Genomic DNA, 12,397 nt, shown 5'->3' with positions numbered 1-12,397 from the left:
GGATCAAGTTGGCGTCTTCTAATCGATTTTTTGCATCGCAGCAAGGCAGGTCGGGAACGGATTTGTCATGCATAATTCAGCGTATTTGCTGTTTTGAGAGCCGATCCGAAAGGGTTGAATAGTAAAAGACATGCGGTCCGAGCTATTGCTGCAAGGAAGGTTGAGCGAGCCTTTCTGGATATTAATTACGATATTGAAACGCTGCGGATAATAATATTTGATGCGATGAAGAATAACTGCATCTCTCTAATAATTAGAGGTTGTTTTCATGTTCATTTCTCGCTTTTGTTGCGGTTTTTTCTTGTTTTTGCTTGCCTTTTCGGTAATTTCCGCAAGAGCCGACGAGATGATCATGGCGACGGATGACTGGCCACCCTTCCGGATTTCGGAAGGAGACACTTTTGTCGGTCTGGATCTCGATCTGATCAATGAGATTGCCCGGCGCAGCAACGCCGAACTCCAGGTTGCCAAGATGCCCTGGGGCAGGGCGCTCACTGAAATGCAGAGTGGCGGCGTCGACGTGATGACCGGACTGGCATTCCGATCCGATCGGGCGAAATACATCGCCTATACGGACACACCGTACTTCAAATGCACGACCGCCTTTTACACCCTCAAGGGACTGGCCGACGAAATCCGGGTATACGACGACCTGGGTAAACACCAGGTCGGCTACGTGCTGCATTCGGCCTATTTCGACAGGTTCGACAGTGACACGGATCTGGACAAGGTAGGTGTCGCACAGGAGCAGATCCTGATCGACATGCTGATGAACCGGCGTTTCGGTGTCATGATAGGTACCGATTGTCAGGTGGACTATCTGATCAAGCGTCAGGGGTTTGCCGAAAAGATCGAAAAGGCTCCCTATAACCCCGGCAACTCGGTCGATCTTTATCTCGGCGTTTCGAGGGCATCTGATTGGTTTTCAAGGCTTGATGAGTTGAACCAGGTGCTGAAAGACCTCGTCGATGAAGGTTTTGTCGACAAGATCGCTGAGAACTATTACGGCACTCACTCCTAGATCATCACCCCTCGGGTATTCTCAGAAGTGTTTTCATGACTGACGGGCGAACGATCTGCCTGTGAGGCGCCTGTGCACGTTTTTTGATATTTCAATTGGATTGTACAACCGCATTGCAAACACCCTGCAAAGTCTGCAAATTGCTGCGTAGGGTTATCGCCCTAGATACCGGGTTGCGGAGGACGTGTCCGCAGGCGAACTGCTGAATTTGAACGAAATTGTCGTGCAGGCAGCTTAAGGAGGGCGGAATGTATCGGCTTATTTTCTGCGCCGTGCTGAGCTTTTTTCTCCTGTTGGACAACTCCCGGGCACAGGAAGTTCTCAGATTGTCCGGTTTTGAGGCGCCCAGCTTAACCCCTGTCGCACAGAGCATTCTCAGTCGGGCTTATGCGGAACTGGGGATCCGTATCGAAACTGTCATCAGGAGCCCCCGCCGGGCGCTGCTGGACGCGGCCTCCGGAAAGACCGATGGCGAGCTCGTCCGGGTCACGGCTATCGAAGCCGAGCACAGTAGCCTTTTGCGTGTCGACGTTCCGATCATTCTGGCGCGGACCTTTGCCTATGCGAACAAGCGGCAATTTCGCGGAAAGTCCTTCAAGCAACTGAAACACCTGCGTGTCGGTCACGTCTCGGGCGCGCGCTTCGCCGCGGAGCTGGCCAGCGGTTTCGCCGAGGTCTGGACAGCTGATACGCCCGAACAATTGTTCGAAATGCTTCAGCGCGACCGTATCGACCTTGTCATTGCCGGTGAAGCCACGGGCCGGCGCGTTATCCGGGACAAAAACCTGGACGGGGTTTTCCCGTTGCGGCCGTCTTTGCACGAGGTGGCCTTCTATCACTATCTGCATGAAAGGCATGCGGAGCTGGTGCCGAAGATCGAAGCAGTTCTCAGAAAAATGCTGTCCGTGCCGGTGAGTGAAGACACCGACGGTGTCGGAGAAACAACACCAGAGCAGGGTGGTGACTTCTTGCACAAGACCGGTTTGGGCTGAGGGCGTCAACCTGTGCTGTCTGGCCGCGGGCGAGGTCTTCCAATACCGCCGTTCGGCGCGGTCGAGAGCAGCGCGTTCCTGTTCGCGCTGATTGGCCACTTGCACGGCGATCTGGGCTTCCACGAGGCGGCGGCTGCTCGCCGGCGGTCGATATGCCCTGTTCGGTTTCGATGCGCTTTTGCTGCGCATCGGTTTTGCATTCATAGGCGGTGGAGGGCTGGTTTGCCAGTTGCACCCGCTGGCGCGAGACAACCAGCTCCAGCGGGAAAGCCGGTTCGTCTGAGCAGGACGCTGGCCCCCAGAAGGGGCGCCACAATTCCAATGATCACGCCAAGCAACAAGTATCCTCCGCCAAGATTCCGAAACGGAAACTATCTGACTGCGGGTGATGGACTGAGGCAACGACACACGTATGACAGGCGGCGTCCGGACCATGCCGGTGCCGACTGCAAATGAAAAAGCTCGACGGCAAACGCGGCTGGGATTAGAACCGGCCAAAAGACGTTCGGGAGGAACCATGAAGCCGACCAATCCGGTCTTCACCGGCATTGCCACCACCGTATTCGAGACCATGTCGCGGCTTGCGATGGCGCATGGAGCGGTGAACCTCGGACAGGGATTTCCAGATGTCGACGGACCGGAGGATATCCGGCAGGCGGCGGCCGATGCTTTGCTGCAGGGGCCGAACCAGTATCCGCCCATGCTGGGCGTGCCGGATCTGCGCCAGGCCATTGCCGAGGCCAACCGCCGTTTCTACGGTCTGGAAGTCGATCCGCAAACCGAAGTGATGGTAACGTCCGGTGCGACCGAAGCGCTGGCGGACTGCATTTTTGCGCTGGTGTCTCCAGGCGACGAAGTGGTGCTGATCGAACCGCTTTACGACTGCTACCTGCCGCTGGTGAAGCAGGCCGGCGGCATCCCGGTGCGCGTCAGAGTAACCCCGCCCAACTGGACCCTGGATGAAGATGCCCTCCGGGCGGCTTTCTCTGACAAGACCAAGGCTGTCCTTATCAACAATCCGATGAACCCGACTGCCAAGGTGTTTTCGGATAAGGAGCTTGAGCTGGTAGCGTCTCTTTGCCGGCAATTCGATGCGTATGCGATCTGTGACGAAGTTTATGAGCATCTGGTCTTTGACGGGCAGCGGCACACACCGCTGATGACCCTTGCGGGCATGCGCGAGCGCACTGTGCGCATCGGTTCGGCGGGCAAGACCTTTTCGTTGACCGGCTGGAAGGTTGGTTATGTCACCGGTCCGGCCACGTTGATGGACCCGATTGCCAAGGCGCACCAGTGGGTGACATTCACCACGCCGCCGCACCTGCAGAAGGCGGTTGCCTTTGGGCTGCGCAAGGATGACGGCTACTATGACGGTCTGGCGCAAGACCTGGCCGCAAAGCGCGACAGGATGGCGGCGGGGCTTGAGAACCTCGGCTTTTCCGTATTGCCCTGCGAAGCGACCTATTTTCTGACATGCGGGATTGATGGGCTCGGGCTTGGCCGGACGGATGTGGAAGCGTGCGAAACCCTGGTTACGGCGGCCGGTGTCGCGGCAGTCCCTGTTTCGGCGTTCTACGGTTCGGATGCGCCTTCTGGCTACATTCGTTTCTGTTTCTGCAAGCAGGATGCGGTGATTGACGAGGCGCTGGCGCGTCTTGCCGCATTTTTGACTGCGGCCCGTGCCGAATCCGCATAGCCTGAATTGAAGCAACCTTGGAAATGAGAAACCTGATGGACAATCCGGCTCTGGTCGACGTCACCCGCGGCACCGTGATCGAAAGCCTGCATCGGGGCAGCATCGCAATTGTCGATGGCGCCGGTAAGCTCGTTTTCGGTATCGGCAATGTGGACGCCCGGGTGTTTCCACGCTCTGCCATCAAGGCCCTTCAGGGTTTGCCTTTGGTGGAATCGGGTGCGGCGGAAGCGCTCGATTATTCCGACGCGGAACTGGCGCTTGCCTGCGCCTCCCACAATGGTGAAGAAGTTCATGCCAATTCGGCACGGGTCATGCTGATGAAGGCGGGGCTCGCCGAAGACCATCTGGAATGCGGCCCGCAGTGGCCGCAGCGCATGGAAGATGCCGCCAAGCTGATCCTGGCAAATGAAACACCCTGTGGCCTGCACAACAACTGTTCAGGCAAACATGCCGGATTCCTTGGTCTGGCCAAGGTCATGGGGGTGGAGACACGCGGCTATGTGAATGCTGACCATCCCGTGCAGCGTGAAGTCCGAAATGTGATGGAACAGATGACCGGCGACACTCTTTCCGAAGATGTCTGCGGTACCGACGGCTGTTCAATCCCGACATATGCTTCACCGTTGCGCAGCTTCGCGCGTGCCTTCGCAGCCTTCGGAACCGGTGAGGGCCTTGATCCTTTGCGGGCAGAAGCCGCGGAACGGCTGTTCGATGCCTGCATCAACGAACCTTACATGGTTGCCGGGACGGGACGTTTCTGTACCCGGGTGATGGAAACCTTCCGCGGCCGTGTTTTTGTGAAGACAGGCGCCGAAGGCGTCTTCTGCGCATCCATTCCCGAACTGGGGTTCGGCGTGTCGCTGAAGTGCGACGACGGTGCGACCCGGGCGTCGGAAGTGATGATGGCAACCGTTCTGGAAGCGATGCTGGAGCTGAACGACGAGGAAGCGGCGCTGCTTGACGGGCTTGTCAATCCACCGATCCTGACCCGGCGTGGTATCCAGGCCGGTCATATCAAGCCGCGCGAAGAGTTTCTGACAGAGTTGAAGGCAGCACTGCCCTGAGAAATCCGGCTTAGCTCGCCGGGTTCACAAACTTCTTCTTCAAGGGGCGCAAAAGCGGTGTCTCAAAGGAGGGGCCAAACCTTCCAGGAAACGGGCCGCATTCGTGACGGACGCGATGGTCCTTTTCGAATGCGGGTGTGGTCAGGACTTTCCGTTTCTTAAAGGTCTTTTGTCATCAGTATCTTGTTGCCATTTCTTTCCATTTCACTCCAGCCAAGATGGGTGTAGAGCGCGATATTCTCCGGCATGCCGACATGGGTTGCCAGATGCATCTCATGCGCCCCGTTCTCCCTGGCAAATTCCTCGGCCGCGGCGATCAGACGACGGCCGAGGCCCTGGCCCTTGACGTCCGGATCGACGGCAAGGTTCATCAGATGTGCGCTGGTGCCGCTGAGACCCAGAATGGCGCAGCCGATGATCCTGTCCGCGATTTCGGCGACGAAGACATGGTTCTCTGAAATGTCTGCGGCGATGCCGGCGGAGACGTCGGGCAAGTCCGGCAGGGTTGATTTTACCGGTGCATAGGCTGCGTCGATGCACGCTTTCAGGCGCGGTGCGTCTTGCAATTTCGCCTTGCGGATGGCTGGTTGAGCGCTTGGTTTTGTCACTGGAGTATTCTCATGGCCCATCGTCCCGGTCTGTCCTTCCATTTTACTCATGCGATAACCCGTACGCCCGCCGACAGTGTGGCCGACGGTATCCGGGCGGTGGATACGGGCAACCCGAGCGGCGAGAAATTCCGGGCAGAACATGAGCTTTATGTGCAAGCGTTGCAAGAAGCTGGGCTGACGGTCGACGTGCTGCCGCCACTGGAAGCTTTTCCAGACAGCTGCTTTGTCGAAGACCCGGCTTTCTGTCTGCCGGAAGGGGCTATCCAGCTGCGGCCGGGCACGGCCAGCCGCGAAGGTGAGGGAGCGGAGATCCGCGCTGCGCTGGAAAACCGTTTCGGCAAGGTCGTCGAACTGCCGGGAACCGGTCATGTCGATGGCGGTGATATCCTGATGCTGGATGACGTCATTCTGATCGGCCTGTCCGCCCGCACCGACCGGGAAGGCGCAGACGCCTTTGCCGGCCTCCTTGGCGAATGGGGCTACAAGGCAGAAGTCTGCGAGACGCCGGAAGGTGTGCTGCATTTCAAGACGGCCTGCTCCACACTCGGCGACGGCGTGATCCTGGCAACCAAGGTCATGGCGGACAGCGGCTTTTTTGGTGACCGCGAGATAGTGGTGGTGCCGGAAGGCGAAGACTACGCCGCCAATGTCATCCGCGTGAATGATGTCGTGATGGTGCCGGAAGGCTATCCGAAGACGTTGGCAGCGATCGAGGCTGCAGGTTTCACGACAGTGGTGCTGCCGACCCACGAAGCCCGCAAGGTCGACGGCGGTCTGTCATGCCTTTCCCTGCGGTTTGCGCTGAACTAGGCGCTCGCAGGTTTAGCAATTCCGAGGCCTGTTCGATCCCGTCTCCGGCTAGCCTTGACGTGCTTTCACGTGGAGGGGGAAAGCCCGAGGCTATACATTTCTCCGTCATGCCATGGCTCGACCATGGCATCCATTCCCTTCCGTTTCCGCTCGAAGGGCCGTCTGGGAGGATAGGTGCCGGATTGGGCCGGGCGACCCGATAGGTCAGGCTGCCACCTGATTGCCGTGAATGGTCAGGTTGTCGAATTCCGAGATATTGTTCAGTTCGCCGGTGGCTTTTTCGAGCCAGCGGAAGCCGTTGATGGCGCCCTGTTTGGAACCCTGGACGATGTTGTTGGTGATGACGGCGGATCCCGCGCCGTCGACCACGGTGACGGCAATGCCCGTGCCGCAGTCCCGGACAACGTTCTGGGAGGCCGCGATATTGCGCATGTAGGGACCCCAGCCAAGCATCAGGCCGAATTTCGGCGCGCCTTCGACAACATTGCCGGTCAGAGTGGTGTCGGCCTCCACAGCGATGCCGATGCCGAAGCCGGCGACTTCCGGCGGATAGGGGCCATCTTTCTTGATGTTGCGGATCAAGTTCCCCGAACAGACCGCCATGCGGCCGCCATCCATGAAGTTGGCAATGGAAATGCCGATGGTTCCGCCGTCGACGATGTTGTTGGCAATCACCGCTCCCTGGAAACCGAATTCGGAATAGATCGCCGTTTCGCCCGAGCGGAGACAGGAATTGCCGATGATCTGGACGTTGGAGCCGGCGTTGGACCGGATCGCAGAAAAAGCGCAGTCGGCGACCCGGTTGTTGGAGACCATGACGCCGTGGGCGCGGAAAACATTGATGCCGTTGCCGAACTGACCGGTGCCGCCGTAACGTGCGCCTATGCGTTCCACCCGGTTTCCGGAAACGATGGTGCCGTCTTCGCCCTCACGCCAGCGATGTACCCAGATGCCGCCGTTGGCGCAGTCGGTCACCGTGTTGCCGGTAATTGCCAGACCGTCGGCCTCGTTGGAACGCAGGCCCGCTTCAGCAGCTCCCGAGATCCGGCAGTTTTCGACACGGCCCGAACAGCGGTCCATCAACAGACCCATCTTGGATGAGCCGGTGATCTCGCAATTGTCCAGTGTCACGTTCCTGACGCCGATGAAATGAAGCAGGCCTTCGGTGAAATCACCGATGGAGCGGTTGGCTCCGTCAAAGGTGATACCGGTGAGGCCGACATTGGAAACGCCTTCGGCGCGGATCAACTGGCCGCCACCACCCTGATAGACCAGCCGTGTCCTGCCGGGAACGCCGACTATCAACGTGCCAGAGGGCAGGCGCAGATTGGCAACAGGATAGGTGCCGGCAGGCAGGAACAATGCCCGGCCACGCTCCACCGCCCGGTTGACGGCGTTCTGGAATTGCGCGGTCTGATCGTCGGCAGCGTTCGGCAAAAGGCCAAGATCTTCTGAATCGATGGAGCCGCGCAGATCGGCAACCTTCATCTGGGCCGCGGCAACTGTCCCGGAAAGACACAAGGCTGTCCCGGCTAGAAACGCGCGGCGGTTCAGTTTGGAAACATTTCGTGTCATCGGTCCAGCCAATTGCTCGCTCACGTCCCGGATTGGGATGTGCCTCAAGTGTCTGTGGCTGAAATCGCAAGAGCCGTGCCGGATTGGCTTCTTGGGGACATTCGATCGGAAACCGGGCGCAAAAAAACCGGCCAGGCACAAGGCCTGGCCGGTCAGTTAACCGGTCTACAGGGGCAGAAGAGACCGGTCAGAGGCTGCTCGGATCGACGGTTTCCAGACCAACCCAGTTCTCATTGGCCTTGGAAATGAAGCCCGGGATGTCCTTGTTCCAGCGTTCCTGGATCGACGGTGCGAGGTTGAGGTAGAGCTTGTTGTCGACGATCTTCCACAGATCCGGGTCACCATCGACCTTCACGCCCATGGCAGCACCGAAGGCACAGAAACCGCCGTATTGCGGCAGGTACTTTTCGGGGTTCTGCTTGAAGAGATTACGGTTCTCTTCGGAGGCGAAGCGGTAGGTGGCACCGTTGTGTACTTCGGTGATGGCGATATCGCCGTCCTGCGGAGCGCCGTTGACGAAATAGGACACCGGATCGACGCCGCGAAGGGCAAGGCCGGTGATGGTGGCGTTGACATCAAAGCCGGCACCGAAGGCGCTGGAAACAAGCCCGGTGACGACGACCAGGGCGGCTACTGAGCCGCGAATGAGGTTTGCAAACATCTGGAAACACTCCCAAGGGGTTGAACTTGTCCGGCGAAGAGGTGTTCAAGCGATCTTGAGAAAGGAACCGATTGGTTCCTAATCGGCCACACTTGACCAACCCTGCCGGTGCTTCCTAAATAGAGTTAGGAACCAAATGGTACAAAACACAAGCGCGTGACACACGGTTGAGCTTTTCGTGAAGCCGCCGGACAGGAGATGGCATGGCAAGACCTCGGGAATTCGATGCCGATGAAGCGCTGGAAAAGGCCATGGAGCTGTTCTGGGACGTTGGCTACGACGAAGCCTCGCTGTCCGAACTGCTTGATGCCATGGCCATCACCAAAGGCTCTTTCTACAAGGCATTTCAGGACAAGCAGTCGGTCTACCTGGCCGCGCTCGACAGGTATAACGATCAGGTTGTCAGCAACACGGTCGCTTTTCTTGGTGATCCGTCAGAAGGGAAGGGGCGGGACCGGATACTAGCGCTGTTCAGCCGTATCGCGGATCTCGCCCAGAAAGATGGCGACCGGCTCGGCTGCTTTCTTTGCAATGCCCTGGTTGACAAGGCCGGCGGAGCAGAGGCTGAGGCGAGGCTGCAGGCGATGACGAAGCGTCTGGAAAACGGGTTTTACCGCGCGCTTCAGGACGATGGCCTTGAGGGACCGGAAGCACGTGGCACCGCGCGCGGTGTTCTGACGGCCTATTTCGGTTTGAGAGTTCTCGGGCGGGCGGGTCTGTCCGCGGATATGGCGACAGACTGCATTCGCCAGGTCGAAAGGATGCTTGGGCGTGCGCATTGAGCAGGCCGGGAGACTCAGGTTGTTGGACACTGGGAAGCCCGGAATACCAAACTTGCTGAACGCAAATACCACCTCATCCTGAGGAGAGCTGAAAGCCGGTTTCGAAGGATGGGCGAGAAGCGCGTCGATTGGTTCTGAGGGCTGCTCCTCGCGTTGCCCTACCTGAGGCGCCTTGCCAATTCCTGCAGGATTCTCACGGCGGCTTCTTCAACGACGGGATAGGACGGTCTCGTATCGCGCGGGCCCTTCGGCAAAGCGGGAACGTGAACGAAGATGCTGGCAATGCCCGAGCCGATTGAATCCCATAGTGTGGCATTGCAAAGATAGGTTCCGGCATTGGTGGAAAGCCGCGTTGGTGCGCGGGCGGCGACAGCAGCATCGCGCAGGGCTCTGGCCGGCAGGGTCGAATTTCGCGAGCGTTCCTGTGAAACGGCCAGTTCCGGTCTTGCCGGTGCTTTGCCCAGGGCGTCCGGGCGCACTCGCACGGCCTTGTTGACAGCCCTTGTTTCAATATTGATGGTTCGCCGCGTGCCATCGACACCGAAATGCACGATGGCATCCGGCCGAATGGCGGTGCGCAGCCGGTCCGTGACGTCTTCGCGCCCTGCCCAGGTAGTCGGCAGGACATGGAAGACAAAGTCGATACCGGATTGGTGCGCACCCACGCGCTTTGCCAGCCGCCGCATCAGCCGCTCTGTCGGATTGACCGGCGCTCCCGGGAACGGCGAAAAGCCTGTGACCAGTACGGTCTTGCGCCTGGTCTCCTTCATTCGCCAAGCCCCATCAGAGTGGCCAGTTCATCGACAGCGAGCGAGACGGCGGTCTTGCCGCCACGCACTTCTTCTTCCAGCGATTTCAGCCGGTCTGCGGTGCGCGTGTTCGATGTCAGAGCTTCCATCATGCGCTGCTGAAGCATGTCCCACATCCAGGCAACCTGTTGGCCGCTGCGTTTTTCATGCCATTCACCGCTGGCCTGCATGCGCTCGCGGAATACGGTGATCTGCTCCCACAGATGATCGAGCCCTTCGTTTGCCAGGCCAGAGACCGTGATGACCGGCGGTGTCCAGGTGGGCGACTTGGGAGCCAGTATATGTAGCGCCGCGCGATAGTCCGATGCCGCGGTACGGGCGCGGGTGGCGCCATCGCCGTCGGCCTTGTTGACGGCGATCATGTCGGCGATCTCAAGCACGCCCTTCTTGATGCCCTGAAGCTCGTCACCTGCACCGGGCAGCATCAGTACCAGGAAGAAGTCGACCATATCGGCAACCGTCGTTTCCGACTGACCGATGCCAACGGTTTCCACCAGGATCACGTCGTAGCCGGCCGCCTCGCACAGCAGCATGGTTTCCCGTGTCTTTGCGGCGACACCGCCGAGCGTTCCGGCAGAGGGAGAGGGACGGATGAAGGCGTGCGGGTCGACAGCAAGCTGCGCCATGCGGGTCTTGTCGCCGAGGATCGATCCACCGGTTCGGGTGGACGAAGGGTCAACCGCCAGAACGGCGACCTTGTGGCCGGCAGCCGTCAGGTTGGACCCCAGTGTATCGATGGTCGTCGACTTGCCGACGCCCGGCACTCCGGTGATACCGACCCTGAGCGCCTTGCCTGTCAGAGGCAGCAACTCCTGGATCAGGTGCTGGGCAAGGCGGCGATGCTCGCGCTTGCGCGACTCAACAAGCGTGATGGCGCGGGCCAGCGCTGCGCGCTGACCGGCTTTCAGACCGTCCGCCAGTTTCGCGGGATCAAGAATTCGTGCCGATGTCGTCATGCCTCAAGGTGTTAGCGCAGGATTCGGCAAAGGTCACTGCCGCCAAAGGGTGAAGTCGCAATCGTGATGCGTTTGGACGTCGCAAAACACCTCAAAAACGGATGGAAACATTGAAACGCGCGTGTGAAAACGTGTTAGATACAGGCCACTTCGACGAAATTCATTTTTGGTGCTGCATGACACCCTTGTCCTATCTGAAAGCCCCGTTCTGGGTTCTGGGTCTCGCTGGAACCGACAAGTCTCCGCGCAAGAACCCGCTGCTGGGAAGCGAACGCCTGAACACCTGGGGCCTCCACAAGAAACGGGTGCAGCTCGCCGCCGATCTGGCCGCAAGCAGACGCGCAAAGCTTGCACATCTGGTGGACCGGGAGCAGCAGGCTTTCTTCGATGAGAACGGCTATTTCCTCGTAAAGAACTTTCTGCCGGAGGAGACCTTCCGTCAGTTGAAGGAAGAAGTCTTCAATCAGCCGTTCGAATCGCGGGAGATGCGGCAGGGGCAGGCGGTGACGCGGATGACCCTGCTTCCGCCGGAAGTGTTGAAGAAAAACGCCGCGCTTGCGCAGGCCGTGCGCGACCCGCGTGCCATCAACATGATCCGCTATGCCGCTTCGCAGGGCGGGCAGCCGCTCAATTTCATTCAGACCGTGCTGGTTGAACCGCTGAAGGTGAAGAAGAAGGACCCGCAGTCGGATGCCCATGCCGATACGTTCCATGCGACGTCCAAGGCCTGGTTGTTTCTGCAGGATGTCGGCGAGGACGACGGGCCGTTCTTCTTTGTGCCTGGCTCGCACAAGCTGACGAAGGAGCGGCTGGAATGGGAGTATGAATGCTCGCTGACCGCTGCAAAGGACCTGAGGTCACATCACGCCAGCGGCTCGTTCCGGATAAAGGCGGATGAGCTTTCGTCTCTCGGCCTGCCGCAGCCCAAGAAGATGGCCGTGCCGGAAAATACGCTCATCGTTGCCGATACCTTTGCCTTTCACGGCCGTACGCCGTCCGACAAACCGACGGTCCGTTCGGAAATTCACTGGCACATGCGCCGCAATCCGTTCCTGCCCTGGACCGGCGGCGACATCAAATCGTTGCCCGGACTGAAGGAGCGGGGCATGCCGGTACTGATGGATCTTGCGGATGTGGCGGAAAAGACGCTCAAGCAACGCAACGTCTGGCGCAAGGTGGGCGAGGTCATGGTGCGCTCACAGCCGCATGTATGAGGGCTGAGGCAAGCTGATTCAGGCCTGCAGCATTTCCGGGTAACAGTTGATCGCGGCACAGGTCACGTTGCAAACGGCCTCATCCTGAGGAAGCGCGTCAGCACTGTATCGAAGGATGGGCGGCAAGTACCTTATACAAGTGTCCCATCCTTCGAGACGGATCTGGCGATCCTCCTCAGGATGAGGGCAAGGCATTTCGCGGGAAA

The 12,397-nt window shown here is 59.1% G+C and carries 12 protein-coding genes; 7 read left to right on the top strand and 5 right to left on the bottom strand.

Annotation, left to right across the window (positions count from 1 at the left end):
* The first annotated feature begins 352 nt into the window (after positions 1–352).
* The 4 genes from ACYQ54_RS02890 (at position 353) to ACYQ54_RS02875 (ending at position 4,773) form a co-directional block, all read left to right on the top strand.
* Positions 353–1,021 carry a substrate-binding periplasmic protein gene (locus ACYQ54_RS02890; protein ID WP_460079142.1) on the top strand — a complete coding sequence of 223 codons (669 nt, stop codon included), beginning with the start codon at positions 353–355 and terminating at the stop codon, positions 1,019–1,021.
* A gap of 248 nt (positions 1,022–1,269) precedes the next feature.
* On the top strand, positions 1,270–2,013 hold the full coding sequence (locus ACYQ54_RS02885) for a substrate-binding periplasmic protein (protein WP_460079141.1): 744 nt from the start codon (positions 1,270–1,272) through the stop codon (positions 2,011–2,013).
* A 517-nt stretch (positions 2,014–2,530) separates the two neighbouring features.
* Positions 2,531–3,709 carry an aminotransferase gene (locus tag ACYQ54_RS02880; RefSeq protein ID WP_460079139.1) on the top strand — a complete coding sequence of 393 codons (1,179 nt, stop codon included), beginning with the start codon at positions 2,531–2,533 and terminating at the stop codon, positions 3,707–3,709.
* A gap of 35 nt (positions 3,710–3,744) precedes the next feature.
* The gene (locus ACYQ54_RS02875) at positions 3,745–4,773 is read left to right on the top strand and encodes an asparaginase (protein WP_460079137.1); all 1,029 of its coding nucleotides are present in this window, start codon (positions 3,745–3,747) and stop codon (positions 4,771–4,773) included.
* Between the two features lie 158 nt (positions 4,774–4,931).
* On the opposite strand, the gene ACYQ54_RS02870 is transcribed toward ACYQ54_RS02875, so the two are convergent.
* A complete protein-coding gene (locus tag ACYQ54_RS02870) occupies positions 4,932–5,381 on the bottom strand; it encodes a GNAT family N-acetyltransferase (protein ID WP_460079135.1) in 450 nt (149 codons plus the stop codon).
* Positions 5,382–5,393: 12 nt separating this feature from the next.
* On the opposite strand from ACYQ54_RS02870, the gene ACYQ54_RS02865 reads away from it, so the two are divergent.
* The gene (locus tag ACYQ54_RS02865) at positions 5,394–6,194 is read left to right on the top strand and encodes a dimethylarginine dimethylaminohydrolase family protein (protein WP_460079133.1); all 801 of its coding nucleotides are present in this window, start codon (positions 5,394–5,396) and stop codon (positions 6,192–6,194) included.
* Positions 6,195–6,398: 204 nt separating this feature from the next.
* Here the strand turns inward: ACYQ54_RS02865 and ACYQ54_RS02860 are convergent, their stop codons facing one another.
* Together ACYQ54_RS02860 and ACYQ54_RS02855 are read right to left on the bottom strand one after the other, a co-directional pair.
* On the bottom strand, positions 6,399–7,769 hold the full coding sequence (locus ACYQ54_RS02860; protein WP_460079131.1) for a TIGR03808 family TAT-translocated repetitive protein: 1,371 nt from the start codon (positions 7,767–7,769) through the stop codon (positions 6,399–6,401).
* A gap of 187 nt (positions 7,770–7,956) precedes the next feature.
* Positions 7,957–8,430 carry a YHS domain-containing (seleno)protein gene (locus ACYQ54_RS02855; RefSeq protein WP_460079129.1) on the bottom strand — a complete coding sequence of 158 codons (474 nt, stop codon included), beginning with the start codon at positions 8,428–8,430 and terminating at the stop codon, positions 7,957–7,959.
* Positions 8,431–8,633: 203 nt separating this feature from the next.
* Here ACYQ54_RS02855 and ACYQ54_RS02850 point away from each other — a divergent pair, with 203 nt between their 5' ends.
* Complete coding sequence (locus ACYQ54_RS02850) at positions 8,634–9,212, top strand: TetR/AcrR family transcriptional regulator (RefSeq protein WP_460079126.1); 579 nt, start codon at positions 8,634–8,636, stop codon at positions 9,210–9,212.
* Between the two features lie 158 nt (positions 9,213–9,370).
* Here the strand turns inward: ACYQ54_RS02850 and ACYQ54_RS02845 are convergent, their stop codons facing one another.
* Complete coding sequence (locus tag ACYQ54_RS02845; protein ID WP_460079124.1) at positions 9,371–9,982, bottom strand: pyroglutamyl-peptidase I; 612 nt, start codon at positions 9,980–9,982, stop codon at positions 9,371–9,373.
* The gene (gene meaB, locus ACYQ54_RS02840; protein WP_460079122.1) at positions 9,979–10,977 is read right to left on the bottom strand and encodes a methylmalonyl Co-A mutase-associated GTPase MeaB; all 999 of its coding nucleotides are present in this window, start codon (positions 10,975–10,977) and stop codon (positions 9,979–9,981) included. The genes ACYQ54_RS02845 and meaB overlap by 4 nt, the downstream gene beginning before the upstream one ends.
* Positions 10,978–11,153: 176 nt before the next feature.
* On the opposite strand from meaB, the gene ACYQ54_RS02835 reads away from it, so the two are divergent.
* Positions 11,154–12,191 (top strand): phytanoyl-CoA dioxygenase family protein, encoded by a 1,038-nt coding sequence (locus ACYQ54_RS02835; RefSeq protein WP_460079119.1) that lies wholly within the window; start codon positions 11,154–11,156, stop codon positions 12,189–12,191.
* Positions 12,192–12,397: the final 206 nt, after the last annotated feature.

Source organism: Roseibium sp. LAB1 (genome assembly GCF_054658235.1).
This window is presented reverse-complemented; position numbering and strand designations above follow the sequence as displayed.

Bases quoted from the DNA above. Each gene is read 5' to 3' on its own strand.
- ACYQ54_RS02890 (WP_460079142.1), top strand. From the start codon at position 353: ATGGCGACGGATGACTGGCCACCCTTCCGGATTTCGGAAGGAGACACT.
- ACYQ54_RS02885 (WP_460079141.1), top strand. From the start codon at position 1,270: ATGTATCGGCTTATTTTCTGCGCCGTGCTGAGCTTTTTTCTCCTGTTG.
- ACYQ54_RS02880 (WP_460079139.1), top strand. From the start codon at position 2,531: ATGAAGCCGACCAATCCGGTCTTCACCGGCATTGCCACCACCGTATTC.
- ACYQ54_RS02875 (WP_460079137.1), top strand. From the start codon at position 3,745: ATGGACAATCCGGCTCTGGTCGACGTCACCCGCGGCACCGTGATCGAA.
- ACYQ54_RS02865 (WP_460079133.1), top strand. From the start codon at position 5,394: ATGGCCCATCGTCCCGGTCTGTCCTTCCATTTTACTCATGCGATAACC.
- ACYQ54_RS02860 (WP_460079131.1), bottom strand. From the start codon at position 7,769: ATGACACGAAATGTTTCCAAACTGAACCGCCGCGCGTTTCTAGCCGGG.
- ACYQ54_RS02855 (WP_460079129.1), bottom strand. From the start codon at position 8,430: ATGTTTGCAAACCTCATTCGCGGCTCAGTAGCCGCCCTGGTCGTCGTC.
- ACYQ54_RS02850 (WP_460079126.1), top strand. From the start codon at position 8,634: ATGGCAAGACCTCGGGAATTCGATGCCGATGAAGCGCTGGAAAAGGCC.
- ACYQ54_RS02845 (WP_460079124.1), bottom strand. From the start codon at position 9,982: ATGAAGGAGACCAGGCGCAAGACCGTACTGGTCACAGGCTTTTCGCCG.
- meaB (WP_460079122.1), bottom strand. From the start codon at position 10,977: ATGACGACATCGGCACGAATTCTTGATCCCGCGAAACTGGCGGACGGT.
- ACYQ54_RS02835 (WP_460079119.1), top strand. From the start codon at position 11,154: ATGACACCCTTGTCCTATCTGAAAGCCCCGTTCTGGGTTCTGGGTCTC.